Annotated in this window: 19 protein-coding genes; 8 read left to right on the plus strand and 11 right to left on the minus strand. The window is 60.6% G+C overall.

The window, feature by feature from the left end; genetic code table 11:
* The 6 genes from J2046_RS28360 to J2046_RS28385 form a co-directional block, all read right to left on the minus strand.
* Positions 1-918: an ABC transporter permease gene (locus tag J2046_RS28360; RefSeq protein WP_210057497.1), complete on the minus strand. Its 918-nt coding sequence runs from the start codon at positions 916-918 to the stop codon at positions 1-3.
* A complete protein-coding gene (locus J2046_RS28365; protein ID WP_210057498.1) occupies positions 915-1964 on the minus strand; it encodes an oligopeptide/dipeptide ABC transporter ATP-binding protein in 1050 nt (349 codons plus the stop codon). Before J2046_RS28365 ends, J2046_RS28360 begins: the two co-directional genes overlap by 4 nt.
* Entirely contained in the window at positions 1961-2908 is a 948-nt protein-coding gene (locus J2046_RS28370) for an ABC transporter ATP-binding protein (RefSeq protein ID WP_210057500.1), read from the minus strand. Before J2046_RS28370 ends, J2046_RS28365 begins: the two co-directional genes overlap by 4 nt.
* A 57-nt stretch (positions 2909-2965) precedes the next feature.
* Positions 2966-4531, minus strand: a complete 1566-nt coding sequence (locus J2046_RS28375; RefSeq protein WP_210057503.1) for an ABC transporter substrate-binding protein — start codon at positions 4529-4531, stop codon at positions 2966-2968.
* A 48-nt stretch (positions 4532-4579) separates the two neighbouring features.
* The gene (locus tag J2046_RS28380) at positions 4580-5353 is read right to left on the minus strand and encodes a DeoR/GlpR family DNA-binding transcription regulator (protein WP_210057504.1); all 774 of its coding nucleotides are present in this window, start codon (positions 5351-5353) and stop codon (positions 4580-4582) included.
* 279 nt (positions 5354-5632) lie between these two features.
* A complete protein-coding gene (locus J2046_RS28385; RefSeq protein ID WP_210057507.1) occupies positions 5633-6592 on the minus strand; it encodes a LysR family transcriptional regulator in 960 nt (319 codons plus the stop codon).
* A 97-nt stretch (positions 6593-6689) separates the two neighbouring features.
* Here J2046_RS28385 and J2046_RS28390 point away from each other — a divergent pair, with 97 nt between their 5' ends.
* The 3 genes from J2046_RS28390 to J2046_RS28400 all read left to right on the plus strand — a co-directional run bounded on the left by J2046_RS28390 (position 6690) and on the right by J2046_RS28400 (position 9876).
* Positions 6690-8105: an aldehyde dehydrogenase family protein gene (locus tag J2046_RS28390; RefSeq protein WP_210057509.1), complete on the plus strand. Its 1416-nt coding sequence runs from the start codon at positions 6690-6692 to the stop codon at positions 8103-8105.
* Between the two features lie 185 nt (positions 8106-8290).
* Positions 8291-8857: a TetR/AcrR family transcriptional regulator gene (locus J2046_RS28395; protein WP_210057511.1), complete on the plus strand. Its 567-nt coding sequence runs from the start codon at positions 8291-8293 to the stop codon at positions 8855-8857.
* Between the two features lie 50 nt (positions 8858-8907).
* Positions 8908-9876: a quinone oxidoreductase family protein gene (locus J2046_RS28400; RefSeq protein ID WP_210057513.1), complete on the plus strand. Its 969-nt coding sequence runs from the start codon at positions 8908-8910 to the stop codon at positions 9874-9876.
* Positions 9877-10023: 147 nt separating this feature from the next.
* On the opposite strand, the gene J2046_RS28405 is transcribed toward J2046_RS28400, so the two are convergent.
* From J2046_RS28405 to J2046_RS28425, 5 genes are all read right to left on the minus strand, one after another.
* Positions 10024-10164, minus strand: a complete 141-nt coding sequence (locus J2046_RS28405; RefSeq protein WP_210057515.1) for a hypothetical protein — start codon at positions 10162-10164, stop codon at positions 10024-10026.
* Between the two features lie 28 nt (positions 10165-10192).
* Positions 10193-10609, minus strand: coding sequence for an organic hydroperoxide resistance protein (locus J2046_RS28410; protein ID WP_210057517.1), 417 nt, complete (start codon positions 10607-10609; stop codon positions 10193-10195).
* A gap of 157 nt (positions 10610-10766) precedes the next feature.
* Positions 10767-12086, minus strand: a complete 1320-nt coding sequence (locus J2046_RS28415; RefSeq protein ID WP_210057519.1) for an ATP-binding protein — start codon at positions 12084-12086, stop codon at positions 10767-10769.
* Positions 12083-12823: a response regulator gene (locus tag J2046_RS28420; RefSeq protein ID WP_210057521.1), complete on the minus strand. Its 741-nt coding sequence runs from the start codon at positions 12821-12823 to the stop codon at positions 12083-12085. The genes J2046_RS28415 and J2046_RS28420 overlap by 4 nt, the downstream gene beginning before the upstream one ends.
* Before the next feature lie 110 nt (positions 12824-12933).
* A complete protein-coding gene (locus J2046_RS28425; RefSeq protein ID WP_210057523.1) occupies positions 12934-13986 on the minus strand; it encodes an alpha/beta fold hydrolase in 1053 nt (350 codons plus the stop codon).
* 337 nt (positions 13987-14323) lie between these two features.
* On the opposite strand from J2046_RS28425, the gene J2046_RS28430 reads away from it, so the two are divergent.
* The 5 genes from J2046_RS28430 (at position 14324) to J2046_RS28450 (ending at position 19940) form a co-directional block, all read left to right on the plus strand.
* Complete coding sequence (locus J2046_RS28430) at positions 14324-16099, plus strand: cytochrome c biogenesis protein DipZ (protein WP_210057525.1); 1776 nt, start codon at positions 14324-14326, stop codon at positions 16097-16099.
* Positions 16100-16145: 46 nt separating this feature from the next.
* Positions 16146-16904, plus strand: a complete 759-nt coding sequence (locus J2046_RS28435) for an alpha/beta hydrolase (protein ID WP_210057527.1) — start codon at positions 16146-16148, stop codon at positions 16902-16904.
* Positions 16905-17480: 576 nt separating this feature from the next.
* Positions 17481-17798: a co-chaperone GroES gene (locus tag J2046_RS28440; RefSeq protein ID WP_210057529.1), complete on the plus strand. Its 318-nt coding sequence runs from the start codon at positions 17481-17483 to the stop codon at positions 17796-17798.
* Positions 17799-17848: 50 nt separating this feature from the next.
* Complete coding sequence (gene groL / locus J2046_RS28445) at positions 17849-19474, plus strand: chaperonin GroEL (protein WP_210057531.1); 1626 nt, start codon at positions 17849-17851, stop codon at positions 19472-19474.
* Positions 19475-19547: 73 nt separating this feature from the next.
* The gene (locus J2046_RS28450; RefSeq protein WP_210057534.1) at positions 19548-19940 is read left to right on the plus strand and encodes a hypothetical protein; all 393 of its coding nucleotides are present in this window, start codon (positions 19548-19550) and stop codon (positions 19938-19940) included.
* The last annotated feature ends 58 nt before the right edge of the window (positions 19941-19998 follow it).

The following is a 19998-nucleotide window of genomic DNA, read 5'->3' on the forward strand; positions in this document are numbered from 1 at the left end:
TCAATGCTTCCTGATTTTCGGATTGAGGACTGCGTAAAGGACGTCGACGATCAGATTGATGGCAACCATGAAGACTGTGAACAGCACGATCATCGCTTGTACCACGGGCAGGTCGCCGGTGTTCGTCGCATTCACGAAACCACTGCCGAGGCCGGGCCAGGCGAACACGGGCTCGATGAGCGCAGAACCGCCGAGCAGGCCACCGGCAACGAAGCCGAGCGTGGTCACCATCGGGATCGCCGCGTTCGGAAGCGCGTGACGGAAAATGATCTCCCAGCGCGGAATGCCGTCGGCGCGGGCGGCTGCGATATAGGGCTGGCCCAGCACGTCGATCAGGGTCGAGCGCATGAAGCGCGCCAACGCAGCTGCATTGAATAGGGCGAAAGTCGCGACGGGCAGGATTGCATGGTTCCAGGTCGAACTGCCGGAACTCGGTAGCACCCGAAGCCAGACGGCGAAGACGAAGATGAAGGTCAGGCCGAGCAGGAAGTTGGGAACGCTGTAGCCCAGCACGGCGCCGGCCATGACGCCTTTGTCGAGCGCGGACTCTCGGCGCATCGCCGCAAGGATTCCGGCAGGTATGCCGATCAGCATGCTGACGATGAAGGCCGACACCGTTACGATCAGGGTTTTCGGAATACGCTCGCCGACGACCGTGAAAACCTCGCGGCCGTCCGCGAACGAGACCCCGAAATCGCCACGAAGGACGTTGGCGACATAGTACAGGTATTGTTCGGGGATCGACCGATCCAGGCCCCATTTGGCGTTGAAGGCAGCCAGGGCTTCGGGACCCGCATTGTCGGACAGCATCTGCTGGGCAGGATCTCCGCTCAGGCGCAGAACGATGAAGACCAGCGTGACGGTGAACACGAGCACCGCAATCGCTCGAACCAGGCGAACCAGGATAAAGGCCGTCACAGTGCCATCTCCTCCCGTGATGCCGTCCCCCTCTCCGTCACCATGCCGATTTGCGGTACTATCGATCGCGGGAATTCCTCGGCGCGATGACATGCAGCATGCTGGCTGGCGCCATGTGCTGGAATTGGACGGAGTTCGGGTGTTTCAACAGCGCACCTGTCGGTCGCGAAGGGACAGCGCGACCGGAAAGAGCAGCCCTGCGATACCATCGAAGCGTCGAGTTCCCCCTTGATGGGCGGCTCGATATTGCGAACTGTCGAATCCATGGTCGGTACCGAGGCGAGGAGAGCCCGCGTATAGGGATGGCGTGGCCATTCGTAGACGGATCTGATGTCGCCGGTCTCGACGACGCGGCCGAGATACATGACGGCGATGCGGTCGACGAGATGACGAACAATGCGCAGGTCGTGGGTGATGAAGACATAGGCAAGATCGAGCTCCTGCCAGAGCGATCGTAGAAGCGCGACGACCTGGGCCTGAACCGATACGTCGAGAGCGGACACCGCCTCATCGAAGACGACCAGTCTCGGGTCAAGGACCAGAGCTCGGGCAATCACGACACGCTGTCGCTGGCCACCCGACATCTGGTGGGGGTAACGGGTCATCATCGCGCTCGACAGGCCGACGCGCTCAAGCATTGCGGCGACATGTTCGTAAGCGCCCGACCGGCCAGCGATACGATGGACCAGAAGTCCTTCCGCGACCTGCTGTCCGATGGTCATCTGCGGGTTGAGAGCGGAGAGCGGGTTCTGTTGCACCAGGGAGGTGCGAACCCGAAACTCTTTCCAGTCCCGCGCGCGGCGCTGCTTGTGGTTGATGCCTTCAAACCACACATCGCCCTGCGTGGGCTCCGTCAATCCGAGCAGAAGCCGGCCGAGTGTCGACTTACCGCTTCCGGATTCGCCAACGACGCCGATGCGTTCACGAACTGCAAGTTCAAAGCCGATAGAGTTCACCGCGAGCTGGGTGGTCGGCCGTGCGAAGAGCCCGGTCTTGTGGCGGAATGCCTTGGTCAGGCCGCTGGCTTGAAGAAGAGGAGTGCTCATGCCGCCACCGGATGGTAACAGGAGACCTCGTGGGCAAAGCCGATATTGGCGGGCGCCGGGAAGCGGGCGGAGCATTCGCCGCTCGCACGCAAACAGCGCGGGTGAAAATGGCATCCTTCCGGAAGGCTGTCGAGAAGCGGGACGGAGCCAGGGATCGGAACCGGCGGTGCGAGGTCATCTGGATCGATGCTCAGCATGCAGTCGATTAGCGCGCGTGCATAAGGGTGCGACGGTCGCTCAAGCAGTTCGGCGACGGATGCGGTCTCGACGATCTTGCCGCAATACATCACGGCCGCCCTGTCGGCGAGGCGGGCGATGACACCGAGATCGTGTGATACGATCATCAGGGACATACCGGTTTCCGCCTTCAATTCTTCCAGCAGATGCAGGATCTGGGCCTGCATGGTAACGTCGAGCGCCGTTGTCGGCTCATCGGCAATCAGCAACTGGGGCTTGGCTGCAAGCGCGTGGGCAATCATGACGCGCTGGTTCATGCCGCCGGAGAACTGGTGCGGATAGGCGCGCAGCCGGCTCCTGGCGCGGTCGATGCCGACGCGCTCCAGAAGTCGCATAGCCTCCATCCGGGCATCACTGCCCTTCAGGCCCTGGTGCCGGTAGAGTGCCGATTCCAGATAATAGCCGATTGTATGGACGGGATTGAGGCTGCTGGTGGGGTCCTGAAAGATCATCGCGATTTTCGGTACAGCCGGCTTGCGGGTGCTCGGGCCACCGGGTTCGAAGGTCACGCTGCCGCCGCTACGTACGATGCCGCGCGGAAGCATATTGGCCACCGCATAGCAGGTCACGCTCTTGCCGCAGCCGGATTCGCCGACGAGACCGAGCGTCTGGCCTGCCTCCAGTGAGAAGTTGATGCCGTCGAGGATTTTTATGTTCCGCGCCGGGACCTCGACGACGAGGTCGCGAACGGTCAAGAGTTTGGACATGGCGAATCTCCAGGCGCGGTGCGCACGGATGCGCACCGCCGGTTCGACAGGTTAGGCTCAGCCGAAGGTAAGATTGTTGCGGAATTCCATCATCTCGAAGCTGATCGGCTTCCAGTGAACGTCCTTGCGGACCGCGTAGACATCGAAGGGCTGGTAGAGGATCACGGCCGGCGCTTCTTCTTCAAAGATGTCGCGGAGGCGGTTGAAGGCGTCGAAACGCTCCTTGCCGTCAGGCATCTGCGATACCTTCGTGCACAGTTCGTTGAATTCCGCTGGAGCCTTCCAGCCCCACCGCTTCTGAACCTGGCCTTTGGGTCCGAATTCGCAGATCATCGTGGCCCAGGCATCTGTCATCCACTGGCCGTTGGACCAGTTGCGCATATAGCTGTCCTGATCCTTCGGTGCTCCGCCCGGTGCATAGACTTTCGGCACCACGGTAACGCCGATCTGCTTCCACATCTCGATCATCATCATTAAGGCGGGAATGGCGTTGGCGTAATAGTTGCCCATCGTGTGATAGGTGATCGGCGTGCCGTCGTAGCCGCTTTCCTTTACCATGCGCTTGGCTTCCTCGACGTTGTAATCCATGGCGCGGCGGTTCGGATCGAAGGTCTTGCCATAGTTCGGGAAGTTGAAGCCGTGTGGGATCGTCGCCTTGTTCTTCCAGAGGGATTCGACGATCAACGGACGATTGACCGCAAGCGCCAGTGCGCGACGAAGGGTCTTCGACTGGAAGACGGACTGGTTCATATTGAAGGTGAACATGTGGAAGTTTTCGACGATATTTCCACGCGTCTCCAGGTCAGGGTAGCTGTTGATCATCGCCATATCGTCCGGCGTCAGCGTCGTAACGATATCGTATTCGCCGCTGATCAGTCCGGCGACCCGCGTAGCCGGCTCCGCAACGAGCTGGTAGGTGATTTTCGATGCGGTCGGCTTCAGCCCCCAGTAGGCGTCGTTGGCTTCCACGACGACACGGTCGTTGGCGACGAATTCGACGAACTTATACGGACCCGTGCCGATCGGCTTGTTGCCAAAGGCAACCGTTCCGAGCTTCTTGTAATATTCCTTGGGAACGATGCGTCCCATCCAGGATGCCACGTAGGATTCGGTCAGAGGGGTGGGAGTCTTGGTGCGCAGTACGACGGTGTACTTGTCCTCGACAACCGGCTCGTCGAAATCGAGCGAGTAGGAACCGCCGAGCGGGATCGTCTTGATCGCTTCCGGACCCCATAACCGTTCCGAGGAGAAGGTGTAGGCGACATCGTCTGCCGTCATCTCGATGCCATCGTGGAACATGACCTTCTGGCGCAGCTTGAAACGCACCGACTTGTCATCGATCCGCTCCCAGCTTTCGGCCAGCGAAGGCATCAGATCAATGCCATTGCCCGGCGCGCCCTTGCCGAAAAAGTCGCGCACGAGGAGCGTGTCGAAAATCTGGTTGACGATGCGAGGGCCGACATTGCTGATGGCGTTGATCGGCTCCAGCGTAACCGGGATCCCGTTGACGCCGATCTTCAGCGCGCGGCGCTCGGCAGCAAAGGAGAACCTGGCACCCGCTGTCGAGGCGAGTGCCGCGACGCTTGCGCCGATCATGAACTTTCTACGGTTGGTCTTGAGCATCTGCTCTCTCCTGGTTGGAAGATGCTGTTGATGGAAACTTGGATTTGCCTAGTTCGCGATGACGAACTTCTTCCGCAGCTTCTCAGGCGCGGCATCGATGATGGATTTCGTGCCGGAGTCGGTTACGATGACGCCGACGTCTTCGATCTTCGCGACGACTGAAAGGCTGGATTTTGTGAACTTGGAATGATCCGCCACGACGATCACCCGCCTCGATACCTCGATCATGGCGCGAGCCACACTCGCGTTCACTGGTGAGACCGTGCAGATCAATCCGCGATCGACATCGATCGACGCGGCATTGAGGATGAGCTTGTCGACATTGAACTGGCGAATGAACTGCTCCGCCAACGGTCCTCGGAAGGACCGGTTCGTTTCGGTATATTCGCCTCCGACCGAATAGATGCTCTGCCCGTCGACACGCGTCAGTTCGGCGACGATGTCGAGACCGTTCGAGATGAACGTGAGTCTGCTTCGTCCGGTTAACTTCTTGGCGACTTCCAGCGCGGTGGTGCCGGCATCGAGGAGCACCGTGTCGCCATCGACGACCATTCCGGCAACGACCGCAGCGATGGCGGCTTTCTCCGTCTGTTTCCAGACCAGACGCGCGGCATTCGTCGCATCGAGCGCAACCTGGTTGAGATTGACGGCGCCGCCATGCGTCCTGCGCAGAAGGCCGGCCTCCTCGAGCTCACCCAGGTCGCGGCGAACGGTCGCCACCGAAATATCGAAGCGCTCCGTCAGAGTACGAATGTCGACGAAGTTCCGTTCACGCAACAGCTCGACAATTTTCGCCTGACGATCTTCCGCTTGAGTCAGCACCGGCTTGCTCCATGTCACTGAATTGACGCATATCGCTCATTCATGTGAGCGATATCTATCTTCCTTGAATGACATTCAAATGACGGAACGGCCGAAATTGAAAGGGCTGATCATGGAAAGCTATTCGCGCATGGGGAATGATCGAAAACGATCATTTTTGTTGGATGAGAGCCTTCGCGCGGAATACTGGTCGTTCAAACAACACGAAGATATCGGTACGATAAGGCTTGAGAGCAGCGCCAGTCGCAAAAAACTGGAGGAACCAACCTCGGGATCTTGCTAATCCCGCGTCCTTGCACTTTTGCAAAATCGACGACCAGGAACCGAGTCGCTGTCGGCCCCCATCTTTTTCCTCTTTTGTTCGTTGATGAGATCAACGAAAGCGCGCAACTTGGCGGGCATGTGTCGGCCTTGAGGATAGTAGAGATGAAGCCCGGGGTAAGCTGGGCACCAGTCTTCCAGCACCGGCAAAAGTCGACCAGCGGCGATATGCAGGCCCACGGAATGCTCGCCGAGATAGGCGAGCCCGGCACCCGAAAGAGCCGCGTCCAGAATCAGGCCGGTCTCGTCCAGAGTGAGATTTCCCGGAACATCGACCATCTGCGCCTCGCCGCGCCGTTCGAACTCCCAGCGGTAAAGCCGGCCGCTTGTCATGCGCATCTGGATACAGCGATGATGCGACAGGTCGCTCGGAACCGCCGGCTTGGACCGCCCCTCGAAATATTCGGGTGCCGCGACGACGAGGGAACGGAGCGTCGGGATAATCGGGACGGCCACCATGTCGGGCGAAATCGACTCGGCAAGTCGGATACCGGCATCGAACCCCTTGCCGATAACGTCGACAAGCGCATTCTCGGTTACCACCTCGAGTTCGACCTCCGGATAGCGGCGGTTATATTCGAGAATGAGGGGCTGAAGCAGCATTCGCGCAGCGCCGGGCGCCATGTTGAGCCGAAGCCTGCCCGAAGGGCGAGCGGAGTGTTCGCCCGCCTGTTCGATCGCGTTTTCGATTGAGCGCAATGCCGGCGCGATCTCCAAGAGGAACTGCTCGCCCGCTGCCGACAGCGCGACACTGCGCGTGGTTCGATTGAAGAAGCGAACCGAGAGGCGTTCTTCCAGAGCGGCGATCGCATGGCTAAGGGCCGATGACGACATGCCGAGTTCCCGTGCGGCGGCACGAAAACCTCCATGGCGCGCCACCGCGGCAACCGCTTGAAGTTCAATCAGGCTCGCTCTCATTGCTCGATATAGCTCATCAGTCTGTCAAACTTTATCCTGCTACAAACAACAGATAACGCACGCCATTTCTTTCGTGAAGGCAACATGGGAGAATGAAATGCGTATAATCGACAAGATCTATATCGACGGGGCGTTCGTCGAACCTCACGGCCAGGAATGGGCGCCGCTCTTCAATCCGGCGACCGAGGAGCAGATCGGCACCGTTCGTCTCGCCGACGCGCAAGACGCCGAACGCGCCGTGACTGCGGCAAAGCGCGCTTTCCCGGCATTCTCCACAACGACGAAGGCGGAGCGGATCGACATGCTGAAGCGGCTGCATGCCGCGGTCTCGGCGCGGGCAGGCGATCTTGTCGACGCCATGCGCGAGGAATATGGCGCACCGTCCACATTCATTGACTTCGCAGCGCCGCGGGCAGGCAACGTCTTTCTCGACATGGCGAACACGCTGGAGAGCTATGATTTCCGGCGCCATATCGGTCGCGCCGAGGTGGAGATGCGTCCCTCCGGTGTCGCCGTGGCAATCACGCCGTGGAACAGCAACTACAGCTTCATCTGCGGCAAGCTTTCGGCGGCAATCGCTGCGGGAGCAACCATGGTCATCAAGCCCTCGGAAATGAGTGCGATCCAGACGCAGGTGGTGACTGAATGCTTGCACCAGGCGGGCTTGTCGAAAGGGGTGCTCAACATCGTGACCGGCTACGGCAATGTCGTCGGGTCAGCCCTGACCGCGCATCGTGACGTTTCCAAGGTTACGTTTACCGGCTCGACCGCCACCGGCCGCGCAATCATCCAGTCGGCAGCGGCGACGATAAAACGGGTGACCATGGAACTCGGCGGCAAGAGCCCGAGCATCATTCTGGATGATGCCGATCTGGATGTGGCGATACCCCAAGTTCTTTCCGCCGGCTTTCTGAACAGCGGCCAGGCATGTATCGCCGGAACCCGCATCCTCGTTCCCGAGCCTATGCAGGGCGAGATCGAAGGCCGCCTCAAGAGAGCGGCCATGGCCTTCAAGGTCGGCGATCCCGCCGACAGAGAAGTCCGGATCGGGCCGATGGTCAGCCGCAAACAGTGGGAGCGCGTCCAGAGCTATCTGCGCCTCGGCCAGGAAGAAGGCGCCGTCCTGCTGACTGGTGGCGAAGGACGCCCCGAAGGTGTCGATCGTGGCTGGTTCGTGCGGCCGACAATCTTTTCCGGTGTCAGAAACGACATGCGTATCGCCCGCGAGGAAATCTTCGGGCCGGTTCTCTCCGTCATTTCCTATCGCGACGAGGACGAGGCGATCAGGATCGCCAATGACACCGACTACGGTTTGCAGGCGCATGTCTTCTCCTCCGATCCCGATCGGGCGAAACGGGTCGCGGATCAGATCGAAGCCGGGCGGGTCATCATCAACGGCGCACCGCACGAGCCGCTTGCGCCCTTCGGCGGCTTCAAGCAATCCGGCTTCGGCCGCGAATTCGGAGTCTTCGGTCTCGAAGCCTTCCTCGAGCCTCGCGCGGTGATTAGGTAAGCGGCGGTCGCAGGGTCGAAGGAGCAGGCCTGCCTACGACCCGACGCCACGAGTAAGACGGGGCATCGCCGCTGCGGATGCTGTCGGTCCCGACGGAGGCAACGATGATACCTCAACGATAAAGAACAGGCGTATGGTGACGATGGTTTCTTGACAGATCATTCCAATATAGCTACATGGCGGCTATGGCACGAACCAAGGAATTCGACAAAGATCAGGCACTGGACGCCGCAATCGACGTGTTTCGCGAGCATGGCTTCGAGGGCACATCGACGGAGATGCTGGTGCGCGCGATGAAGATCGGCAGGCAAAGTCTCTATGATACGTTCGGCGACAAGTGGACGCTTTATTGCCTCGCCGTGGAACGCTATTCGGCCGCGGAGACCGATGCCCATATCGCGATGGTGCGCGGCGGACCGCGTGCCCTCGATGGTATCCGGGCGATGATGGAGCGGGTCGTGGAGAATGCCGGCCAAGCCTGTCTCGGTGTGAGTTCGATCTGCGAGTTCGGCCAGAGCCAGCCGGAACTGACAGCATTGCATCGCGCAGCCGATCTTCGTCTCAAGAAAGTCGCCACCGAACACATCAGGCAAGCGCAGGCCGCAGGTGACGTCGACACCTCATTACCCGCGGACGCCGCGGCCGATTTCCTCTTCGCCAGCATTGCCGGAATTCGAATTGCAGCTCGCGGGGGCGCAAGCCGAGAGCAATTGCATTCCCTCGCGGGGCTGGCGCTTCGGGCCCTCACCTAAAGAAAAAAATTTGGACAATTCTGGAATAAACGATCAAGAAAGGGAATCCGATGAAAGCCGTGGTTATGAATAAGGTCGGCGGGACCGAGGTGATGGAATTTGTCGAGCGTCCGGATCCCGCGGCAGCACCCGGGCATGTTCTGGTCGAGATCGCCGCCGCCGGCGTGAACTTCATGGATATCGGCGTGCGTCAAGGCATGGCCTGGCGCGAGATCCCCAACCCGAAGGTCCTGGGCGTCGAGGGCGTCGGTCGTGTGCTCACCGTCGGCGAGGGAGTGAACGATTTGGGGGCCGGCGACCGCGTCGCCTGGGTCTATGCGCCGGGAAGTTATGCAAAGTACCACTCGATTCCGGCGACTTCCCTTGTGAAGGTTCCCGATGCCATTGACGACAGGACAGCCGCGTCCGTGATGATGCAGGGGCTGACGGCCAGCCACTTCGCTACCGATTTCTATCCCGTACAGCCAGGCGACACGGCTCTCATTCACGCCGCGGCAGGCGGAGTGGGTCTTCTGCTGACCCAGATCATCAGGCTGAGAGGCGGTCGTGTGATCGGTCGCGTTTCGTCCGATGACAAGATCGCAATCGCCAAAGAGGCGGGCGCCGAGCACGTCATCGTCGATACCGAAGGACGCTTCGCCGATGAGGTTCTGCGCCTCACCGACGGCAGGGGTGTCGATGTCGTTTATGATGGCTCAGGTCCGGCGACCTTCAAAGGTTCGCTAGAGGCGCTGCGTCGTTCCGGTACGTTCTGTTGGTACGGTCCGGTGCTTGGCGGCCCGGGACCGCTCGACATTATGAGCCTGCCGAAAAGCATCAAGATCGGCTATGCGACCTTCTTCGATCATATCCACACGCCCGAACTCCTTCGGGTCCGCACGCATCAGCTTTTCCGCTGGATCGAGGACGGATCACTCAAAGTGAGCATCGGCGGAACGTATCCCCTCGCTGACGCGGCCCGCGCCCATGCCGACATGGAAAGCCGCGTGACCACTGGTAAACTGCTTTTGATCCCGTAGCCGCTGGACAATTTTCAAAGCAGCCATGAACGCCATTCCCGGCGACAAACCATGATAAGGCCAAACGAGGCGGCTATCCGCAATATCGCCTCGTTCAACATCATACCCGTTTGCGGACGCATTTTCCGCAAACGGTGGCGGCCGCGGTTATCGAAGTAAATTGCCGGAAATCACCGACATCGCCACGAGACCTGCGAACGGCGAGGGTTCCGGTGAGAACACGTCATAAGCGCAAGTCGCCGCGAAAATGGCCGTCGCCAGCATGCCGACAAGGATGATGCGCCTCATCGAACGCTCCTTGGATGCGACATGAAGGTCACGCGACATTCAGCTCGACATGAATGTTGCCGCGCGTCGCCTTGGAATACGGGCAGGTCTCATGGGCTTCCTCGACGAGCGCCCGGGCGAGTTCCGCATCGAGGCCCGGCAAGCTGACATTCAGGCGGGCTTGCAGGAAATAGGCGCCGTCCGTCGTGCCGAGATCGACTTCCGCGTCGACTGCCGTATCGGCAGGGAGCCTGAGCTTGCGCTTGCCTGCGGCCAGCCCCATCGCACCGATGAAGCAGGCCGACCAGCCGGCTGCAAAGAGTTGTTCGGGATTGGTGCCCGGCTGGGCTGTGCCCGGAGGAGACAGCTTGACGTCGAGTTCAGCATCATCGCTGCGCGCAAAGCCGTCGCGCCCGCCGGTCGTGTGGGTCTTGCCGGTGTAGAGAACCTTTTCGATCTTCGTCATGGAACACTCCTTCGTTTGTCGCTCACCGCGACATTTGTTGACGAAAGGTGATTTGAAGGATTGACGTATCCGGCATGTTTCACAGAACGGCCGAAGTGTATCGAAGCATGGCAACGGGCCAGAGGGACATCTTCTCATACAAGGTGTCGAATGTCCGTCAGCGGAGTGTCACTTCCGCCGCCAGTCCCCCGCAGGAGCGATTGTAAAGCTTGACCGAACCGCCGATGGTCCCGGCGAGCTGCTGGGTGATGGCAAGCCCAAGCCCCGCACCACCAGTCTCGCGGCTGCGGGATTGCTCTAACCGGAAAAAGGGTTGCATCGCTGCATCCAGCATGTCCTCCGGAATGCCCGGCCCGCGATCCAGCACCGTGATGACGGTGCTGCCGTCCTCTTTTTTCTCGACTCCGACCTCGGCGCCACCGGCAAACTTCAGGGCATTGTCGATGAAATTCGTCAGGATACGCCGCAGCGCGTGCGGTTTGGTCGAGGCCGTGCCCTGGACGATGCCGACGACGGTGACCGCTTTTCCGGTGTCCTGATAGTCGTAGGCGATACTGTCGATGAATGAGGCAAGATCGATGCGGGCGGTCTTTTCACCATTGCCGTGGGAGCTGCGGGCATAGGCTATCCCATCCTGCACCAGTCTTTCGATCTCACGTAGGTCGTTGACGAGCTTGTCCTTCTCCGGCGAATCTTCGGCCATGTCCGCACGCAGTCGCATGCGGGTAATGGGCGTCTGGAGATCGTGGGAAATCGCCGCGAGAATCTGCACCCGCTCTTCGAGATAGTGCGCGATGCGCTCGCGCATGGCGTTGAAGGCGCGCGCCGCATGCGCGACCTCGCGTGGCCCCGCTTCGCCGAGAGCCGGCCCCGGCCGCTTCGGATCGAGTGCATCGGCGGCATCCGCAAGCGCACCCAGTGGCCGGATCGCCTGCCGGACGGCGAACCAGGCGCACAGAACGAGCAGCACCATCTGCAGGGCGAAGACGTAAGGCAGCCAGTCCGCAACGGGCATGACGCCGCGCGGCGTGATATCGATCGTCAGCGGGCTTCCGTCGGTGAGCGCCAGATGCGCCTGAAGCCGCATCACATCACCGGGAATGGCCTCAACCCGCAGCGGAAAACGATGACCGACCGCATCCTCGATCCGGGCGGCGATTTCGGCGCTCCGAGGCGATGCGTCTGGGACGCCCTTGAGTCCTTCGCCCAGCACGAACCGGTAGTTGCCGCGGCTGAGCCAGTTGGTGAACTTTCCTCTCTCGGTCGCCGGCAGCCGGTCGAGAACAGCGATCGACGTGGCGACGTCATTCTCGAGCGTGCCGAGCATCACCGCCTTCGCCGACATGTAGCGCTCCAGATAGAGCACGCTGAAAGAGAGACCGTACGCAATCGCAAGCCCGACAAAGAGGATGACGAAGATGCGAGCGCGCAGCGTGCTCGGCCATGGCAATGAGCGAAGCAGATCACCGGCCTTCATGGCCGCGGTTCCGATATCTCGACAGGCACCGAAAATACATACCCCTCGCTGCGCACCGTCTTGATGTAGGTCGGTTCGCGCGCGTCGTCGCCGAGCCGCTGGCGCAAACGGCTGACCAGAAGATCGATGGAACGATCGAACAGCTCGGCGTCCCGGCCCTGAGTCAGATTGAGAAGCTGGTCTCGATTGAGAACGCGCTGAGGATGGTCGATAAAAACCCGCAACAGACGGTATTCTGCACCGCTCAAAGCGATCTCCGTGCCTTGCCGGTCGAGAAGATGGCGGCCGATGGTATCGAGCCGCCAATCGCCGAACGCCAGCACCTGCCCGGCCTCGCTGATCTGGAGATTGGGCGGCAACATGCGCGTCCGCCGTAGCACGGCCTTGACGCGCGCCAGCAGTTCGCGCGCGGCGAAGGGCTTGGCGAGATAGTCGTCGGCACCCATCTCGAGGCCTATGATCCGATCCATTTCGTCGCTGCGAGCCGTCAGCATGAGGATCGGGATCGCCTTGTGCTTGCCGGCGCGCAGTTCGCGGCAGAGTACGAGCCCGTCATCACCCGGTATCATCACATCGAGAACGATCAGATCGACGACGTTGGCTTCCAGAAAATTGCGCATCTGACGACCATCGGCGGCCATTGATGCCCGCAAGCCGTTCTTCTTCAAATAGGACGACAGCAATTCGCGGATTTCGCGGTCGTCATCGACGATCAGAATATGGTCAACATGCTCCATGGATGGCTCTTCAAATCCCTCGCCCGCTATGGCTGTACGCTCTGTTCTTTTCTAACCCTGAAAAAGGCCGCCGCGAAGCGGAGAAATGTCCTCGCGGCAACCAACGGTCTCTAGAATTTCGCAACGTCGAGAACCGCCTGGGCGAAGGCCTGCGGCGCCTCCTGCGGCAGGTTGTGGCCTATGCCGCCGTTGATGGTGCGGTGTTCGTATTTGCCGGAAAACTTCTTGGCATAGACCGCCGGATCGGGATGGGGCGCGGCGTTTGCATCACCCTCCATCGTGATCGTGGGAATGGCGATGACCGGACCCTTGGCGAGCTTTTCCTCGTAGGCATCGTATTGCGCCTCGCCCTCGGCAAGACCCAGCCGCCAGCGATAATTATGAATGGAGATCGCGACATGATCCGGATTGTCGAAGGCGACAGCCGACCGCTCGAAGGTCGCGTCATCGAATTCCCAGGTCGGCGATGCCGTCCGCCAGATCAACTTGGCAAATTCACGCGTATTCGCCCCGTAGCCGAGACGGCCTCGCTCGGTTGCGAAATAGAACTGGTACCACCAGGAAAGCTCCGCCGCCGGCGGCAGCGGCTTCTTGTTCCCTTCCTGGCTTCCAATCAAATAGCCGCTCACCGACACCATTGCCTTGCACCGCTCCGGCCAGAGCGCCGCCATGATGTTGACAGTGCGTGCACCCCAGTCGTAGCCGGCAACGATCGCCTTCTCGATGCCGAGTGCGTCCATCAGCGCGATCATGTCGGCGGCGAGTGCCGATTGCTGACCGTTGCGCGGTGCATCCTTGGACAGGAAGCGCGTCGTACCGTAACCGCGAAGGTAGGGGATGATGACGCGATAACCGGCCGAAGCGAGGACCGGCGCGACATCGACGAAACTGTAGATATCATAAGGCCAGCCATGCACCAGCAGGACGGCAGGGCCGTCGGCCGGACCGGCCTCGGCATAACCGACATTCAGCACGCCGGCTTCGATCTGCTTCAGCGCTTCGAAAGACGTATGCGTACCAGTCTTTGCAGCGGGCTGCTTCGATGCCGATGCCGCAGCGGACTGCGCTTTCGCCAAAGAGGCGACGCCGAATTCAACGGCAGCAATGGTCATGGCGGCCACGCCGAAGAAGCGGCGGCGCTGATGATTGATTTCGTTCGACATGGTTTTCTCTCCGATCTCAGTTGAACACGATCGAGAAAAAGCCGGCGGCATGTATCCCCGGTGTGTCCCATGCGACCCGCTATTGCATGCGGATGTAGCACGTGGTCGTCAGGATACGTGCTGATACAATTCGATCACCATCGCGCAGGCCGCGCCGCCCACCTCCTTGAGCAAATTGTCTCACTCTGTAGCACCTAAGGGCAATTCCTACACGTCGATACACTTCGCCTTCGCCCCGGACACATCCGGGATACGTCACATCGACCAGATTGGCCCCGTTGCTGGCCGCGCCGCATCGCCGTCCAGAGCCCGAACCCCGGTTTCAAAGGAAACGATGATGACGCTTCTTATCATTGCCTATCTCGGAGGGGCGCTGACCATCCTCAGCCCTTGCATCCTCCCGATCCTTCCCTTTGTGTTCGCCCGCGCCGGACAACCCTTCCTGCGCAGCACCTTGCCCATGCTGGCCGGCATGGCCGCCACGTTCGCACTCGTGGCGACGCTTGCGGCGGTCGGCGGAAGCTGGGCGATCCATGCCAATGAATACGGCCGCCTCGCGGCACTGCTGCTCCTTGCGGTCTTCGGCGTGAGCCTGCTTTCGCCGCGCGTTGCGGCTACTCTCACCCAGCCGGTCGTCGATTTGGGCAACCGACTGCTGAATGCTTCCGGCAAGTCCGGTTCCGCGCCAACCGCGGCAAGCTCGCTGATGCTCGGCGTTGCGACCGGTCTGCTCTGGGCACCCTGTGCAGGGCCGATCCTCGGTCTCGTGCTGACGGGCGCAGCACTACAGGGCACCAACCTCCAAACCACCCTCCTGCTCACCGCCTATGCCGCCGGCGCTGCCACCTCGCTTGCCATCGCATTGCTTGCCGGAGGCAGAGTTTTCGCAGGCATGAAGCGCTCGCTCGGCGCCAGCGAGCGGATCCGTCGGGTCCTGGGGGCTGCTGTGCTTGCCGGCGTCTCGGTCATCGCACTCGGCCTGGATACCGCCCTTCTGGCACGGCTTTCCTACGCCAGCACCGCATCCTTCGAACAGGCCGTGCTCAACCGGCTGCATGCAAAGCAAACTACCGGCGCGCCGTCCGAAGTCGCCAGCAATGGCACGATGATCGCAGCCACCGACGTGTCGCGGCCTTTCCGCAGCGACTTGCCCGTCGAAGGCCACGCGCCCTCGCTGGACGGCGCGGTCGAATGGTTGAACTCGCCGCGGCTTGACCTCGAACAACTTCGGGGCAAGGTCGTACTCGTCGATTTCTGGACCTATTCCTGCATCAACTGCATCCGCACCGTGCCTTACGTCGGTGCCTGGGCTGAAAAGTACAAGGATCAAGGCCTTGTCGTGATCAGCGTGCACGCCCCGGAATTCGCTTTCGAGAAAAAGATCGACAACGTCAAGAAGGCGGTCGGCGACTTCAAGATCAGCTATCCGGTGGCGATCGACAACGACTACAAAATCTGGCGCGCCTTCGAGAACAGTTACTGGCCGGCCCACTACCTGATCGACGCCAAAGGGCAGATCCGCTACCACCGCTTCGGCGAAGGCAATTATCGCCAGACCGAGCAGGCAATCCAGGACCTGCTGCGCGAGGCCGGCAGTGATATGGCGGCGAGCGTACCGGTGACGCCAGATGCGAAGGGCGCTCAGGCAAGCCCGGACCTGAAGCACATCCGCTCGGCCGAAACCTATCTCGGCTACAAGCGCGCCACCAGCTTCGTTTCACCGGAAACCCTGCACGCCGATGCCGCAGCCAGCTATTCGATTGCCGAACCGGGCCTCAACCAATGGGGCCTTTCCGGAACCTGGATCGTCGGCGCCGAGCAGGCGACCCTTAGCCAGCCAGACGGCAGCATAGCCTACCGCTTCAGCGCCCGCGACCTGCATCTGGTTCTCGGGCCAGGTCTCTCCGGCAAACCCGTTCGCTTCCAGGTGACGATCAACGGCAAAGCCCCCGGAGCCGACCACGGCGCCGATACCGATGCCAACGGCAATGGCATGGTGACATCGACCAGGCTCTACCAGCTCGTTCGCCAGTCCGGCGACGTGGAGGCACGGAACTTCGAGATCCGTTTCCTCGATCCCGGCGTCGAAGCCTACGCCTTCACCTTCGGCTGAACGCCTCTTCCCTTCACAGCAACCTCAAACCACAGGAGTTGAACCCATGAATCGCCGTTATATCGCAACCCTCGCAATCGCATTCGCCACCAGCGTGATCGCTTTCACCGCCCAGGCCGCCGACGTGAAGAACATCGTCATCGTGCATGGGGCGCTGGCCGACGGCTCCGGCTGGCGTAAGACGACCGAAATCCTCGAAAAGCGGGGCTTCAACGTGACGATCGTGCAGGAACCGATCACCTCGCTCGCCGATGATATCGCCATGACCAACCGGATACTGGACCTGCAGGACGGTCCGACACTGCTTGTCGGTCACAGCTATGGCGGCATGGTGATCAGCGAAGCGGGCCACAATCCCAATGTCGCCGGCCTCTTCTACGTCGCGGCTTTCCAGCCGGAAAAAGGCGAGAGCCTCATCGGCCTCGCAAGTTCCCGGCCGGCCGGCGGCATGAACATCCGCGAGACCAAGGACGGAAAATATCTCTACATCGACCCCGCCGCCTTCGCGAACGACTTCGCCGCCGACTTGCCGAAGGACGAGGCTGCATTCCTGGCGAAATCGCAGGTCTTCGCCTCCAAGGAAGCGTTCTCGGCCAAGGTCGGCGAGCCCGCCTGGAAGACGAAGAAGAGCTGGTCGATCGTTGCCACCGAGGACCGCTCTATCAATCCCGACCTTGAGCGGGATATGGCGCAGCGCGCCGGCAGCGACGTGACCGAAATCAAGGGTAGTCACGCGCTCTTCGCCTCGCAGCCGGAAAAGGTGGCAGATGTTATCGAAAAGGCGGCGAAAGAGACCAGCCGTTGATCCATGACTGCGGACCGCTGTTACCCGGCGGCCCGCCCTACGTTGGCGCACCGGATCGCAGGTCCGGCTATCGTGGCGTGCTGTGATGGGGAATTTGGTTGCGGGGGCTCGCAACACCCGATTCCTGCGATTGGTCGAGCGCGAGATACCCAAACTGGCGGCGTAAGCATCGTCGGCTGATACGGCCGCATAATGGAATCGAATGGCAACCGTGAACTTCCGGAAGGCCCCGCTTATAATCGTCACGGCCATCGTGCGGGGATAGTGTCATAGACAAAGCCCCCTGCTCGAGCCTTAGACACGCCCGCGTACTAATTACCAGAATTGCAGATGAATATACATCAGATGTATATTGTAATATTAAATACAAATTCCCTAAAATTCACTCCAATAATTCCGCACGAAACCGATATCCAAAATACAAATAATTCATAAAATTATCCAAAATCATTATGGAAGGCTGTCGAATACCCTCCCCACGAATAATATTTTGTTAGCAATCCTATCAATCGAGCGCCAGAGGTGTTATGTAAATGAATGCAGCCGCCCTATGCGCCGGCGGCAGAAAGATCCCTCATGAAGTTCCGTCCCCTCCACGACCGCGTCGTCATCAGGCGCGCGGAAGGCGAACTCAAATCCAAGGGCGGGATCATTATACCCGATACCGCCAAGGAAAAGCCACAGGAAGGCGAAGTGATCGCCATCGGCCCCGGCCTGCGTGACGAAAGCGGCAAGCTGATCCCGCTCGACGTCAAGGCCGGCGATTTCATCCTGTTCGGCAAATGGTCCGGGACCGAGGTCAAGATCGACGGCGAAGACCTTCTGATCATGAAGGAGTCCGACATCCTGGGCATCGTCGAGAAGACCGGAGCGGCCGCCGAGAAGGCGGCCTGACAGGTCGAATCCCGATCCCGCAATCTCAAGACCGAACTGGACCCGACATCATGTCTGCCAAGGAAATCATATTCTCCACCGACGCCCGCGACCGCCTGCTTCGCGGCGTCGAATTGCTCAACAATGCCGTCAAGGTGACGCTTGGCCCCAAGGGCCGCAACGTCGTCATCGACAAGTCCTATGGCGCGCCGCGTATTACCAAGGACGGCGTCTCGGTCGCCAAGGAAATCGAACTCGCCGACAAGTTCGAGAACATGGGCGCACAGATGGTGCGTGAAGTGGCGTCCAAAACCAATGATCTCGCCGGCGACGGCACCACGACCGCAACCGTGCTCGCGGCCTCCATCTTCCGTGAAGGCGCCAAGCTGGTCGCAGCCGGCATGAACCCCATGGATCTCAAGCGAGGCATTGACCTTGGCGTTGCCGCCGTGCTCACGGAAATCAAGGCGCGCGCCACCAAGGTCAGTTCGTCGAGCGAGATCGCCCAGGTCGGCACGATTGCCGCCAATGGCGACGCGAGCGTCGGCGAAATGATCGCGAAGGCGATGGACAAGGTCGGCAACGAAGGTGTCATCACGGTCGAAGAAGCCAAGACGGCCGATTCCGAACTCGACGTGGTCGAGGGCATGCAGTTCGACCGCGGCTATCTCTCGCCCTATTTCGTCACCAATGCCGAGAAGATGCGCGTCGAGCTGGAGGATCCTTACATCCTCCTTCATGAGAAGAAGCTCGGCAACCTGCAGGCCATGCTGCCGATCCTCGAAGCCGTGGTGCAGAACGGCAAGCCGCTGCTGATCATTTCCGAGGACGTCGAAGGTGAGGCACTGGCCACATTGGTCGTCAACAAGCTGCGGGGCGGCCTCAAGGTCGCGGCAGTCAAGGCTCCGGGCTTCGGCGACCGCCGCAAGGCCATGCTGGAAGACATTGCCGTTCTGACAGCTGGCCAGATGATCTCCGAGGATCTCGGCATCAAGCTGGAGAACGTCACGCTCGATATGCTCGGCCGCGCCAAGCGTGTGCTGATAGACAAGGAAACCACCACGATCATCGATGGCTCGGGTGAAAAACCCGAGATCGCCGCGCGCATCAGCCAGATCAAGGCGCAGATCGAGGAGACGACCTCCGACTACGACAGGGAAAAGCTGCAGGAGCGGTTGGCGAAGCTCGCCGGCGGCGTTGCGGTGATCCGCGTTGGCGGCGCGACCGAACTTGAAGTCAAGGAAAAGAAGGACCGCGTCGACGATGCGCTCAACGCCACCCGTGCGGCGGTCGAGGAAGGTATCGTTCCGGGCGGCGGCGTGGCCCTGCTGCGAGCGAAGGTGGTCCTGACCGGATTGACCGGGGAGAACGCCGATGTGACGGCGGGGATTTCGATCGTGCTCAGAGCGCTCGAAGCCCCGATCCGGCAGATCGCCGACAATGCCGGCGTCGAGGGTTCTATCGTGGTGGGAAAGCTGATCGACGGCACGAATCACAACCAAGGCTTCGACGCACAAACAGAAACCTATGTCGATATGATCAAGGCCGGCATCGTCGATCCCGCCAAGGTGGTTCGAACCGCCTTGCAGGATGCCGGCTCAATCGCAGCGCTTCTGATCACCGCCGAGGCGATGATTGCCGACATTCCAACCAAGGAATCCAACCCTGCGGTCGGCAACGGCGGCATGGGATACTGAGGATAGTGCCTGAACCGTTCGGCCGAAACGGCCAGGCGGCGGAACTCAACGACAACCAACAGGAGAATTCCCAATGGCCATGCAAAGCAGCGGCAAGGCATCGATCTTCCAGCGTTTCGACAGCTACCAGCCATCCAAGTCGATCCTCATATGGGCTTGCGTCGTGACGGCGGCGGCGACGATGATCATAGGCTTCAATTGGGGTGGCTGGGTGACGGGCGGCACGTCGCGCACAGCGGCTACGGCTGCGGGCGAGCTTGCCCGGGGCGAGCTTGCCTCCGCCATATGCGTCGAGCGTTTCAATGCGGCACCGGATGCAGCCGCCAAGCTCATCGAGTTCAAGGCCATTCCCGACAGTTACAAGAAGCGTCAGTTCATCGAAGCCGGCGGCTGGGCGACAATGCCGGGACAGACGTCCCCCGACAGGCGCAGTGTTGACGGTTGCTCCACCGCGCTTTCCGCCTGAGAGACCATTTCCAAAGACCGCTTTGGCGCTCCGGGATATGCGGAGCGCTTCCCCCCAT

This window comes from Neorhizobium petrolearium, from assembly GCF_017873175.1.
GTDB classification, from domain to species: Bacteria; Pseudomonadota; Alphaproteobacteria; order Rhizobiales; family Rhizobiaceae; genus Neorhizobium; species Neorhizobium petrolearium.

What these genes read in the sequence shown, in the direction of transcription:
- J2046_RS28365 (WP_210057498.1), bottom strand. Translation starts at nt 1,964, where the DNA reads ATGAGCACTCCTCTTCTTCAAGCCAGCGGCCTGACCAAGGCATTCCGC.
- J2046_RS28370 (WP_210057500.1), bottom strand. Translation starts at nt 2,908, where the DNA reads ATGTCCAAACTCTTGACCGTTCGCGACCTCGTCGTCGAGGTCCCGGCG.
- J2046_RS28375 (WP_210057503.1), bottom strand. Translation starts at nt 4,531, where the DNA reads ATGCTCAAGACCAACCGTAGAAAGTTCATGATCGGCGCAAGCGTCGCG.
- J2046_RS28385 (WP_210057507.1), bottom strand. Translation starts at nt 6,592, where the DNA reads ATGAGAGCGAGCCTGATTGAACTTCAAGCGGTTGCCGCGGTGGCGCGC.
- J2046_RS28390 (WP_210057509.1), top strand. Translation starts at nt 6,690, where the DNA reads ATGCGTATAATCGACAAGATCTATATCGACGGGGCGTTCGTCGAACCT.
- J2046_RS28395 (WP_210057511.1), top strand. Translation starts at nt 8,291, where the DNA reads ATGGCACGAACCAAGGAATTCGACAAAGATCAGGCACTGGACGCCGCA.
- J2046_RS28400 (WP_210057513.1), top strand. Translation starts at nt 8,908, where the DNA reads ATGAAAGCCGTGGTTATGAATAAGGTCGGCGGGACCGAGGTGATGGAA.
- J2046_RS28405 (WP_210057515.1), bottom strand. Translation starts at nt 10,164, where the DNA reads ATGAGGCGCATCATCCTTGTCGGCATGCTGGCGACGGCCATTTTCGCG.
- J2046_RS28410 (WP_210057517.1), bottom strand. Translation starts at nt 10,609, where the DNA reads ATGACGAAGATCGAAAAGGTTCTCTACACCGGCAAGACCCACACGACC.
- J2046_RS28415 (WP_210057519.1), bottom strand. Translation starts at nt 12,086, where the DNA reads ATGAAGGCCGGTGATCTGCTTCGCTCATTGCCATGGCCGAGCACGCTG.
- J2046_RS28420 (WP_210057521.1), bottom strand. Translation starts at nt 12,823, where the DNA reads ATGGAGCATGTTGACCATATTCTGATCGTCGATGACGACCGCGAAATC.
- J2046_RS28425 (WP_210057523.1), bottom strand. Translation starts at nt 13,986, where the DNA reads ATGTCGAACGAAATCAATCATCAGCGCCGCCGCTTCTTCGGCGTGGCC.
- J2046_RS28430 (WP_210057525.1), top strand. Translation starts at nt 14,324, where the DNA reads ATGACGCTTCTTATCATTGCCTATCTCGGAGGGGCGCTGACCATCCTC.
- J2046_RS28435 (WP_210057527.1), top strand. Translation starts at nt 16,146, where the DNA reads ATGAATCGCCGTTATATCGCAACCCTCGCAATCGCATTCGCCACCAGC.
- J2046_RS28440 (WP_210057529.1), top strand. Translation starts at nt 17,481, where the DNA reads ATGAAGTTCCGTCCCCTCCACGACCGCGTCGTCATCAGGCGCGCGGAA.
- groL (WP_210057531.1), top strand. Translation starts at nt 17,849, where the DNA reads ATGTCTGCCAAGGAAATCATATTCTCCACCGACGCCCGCGACCGCCTG.
- J2046_RS28450 (WP_210057534.1), top strand. Translation starts at nt 19,548, where the DNA reads ATGGCCATGCAAAGCAGCGGCAAGGCATCGATCTTCCAGCGTTTCGAC.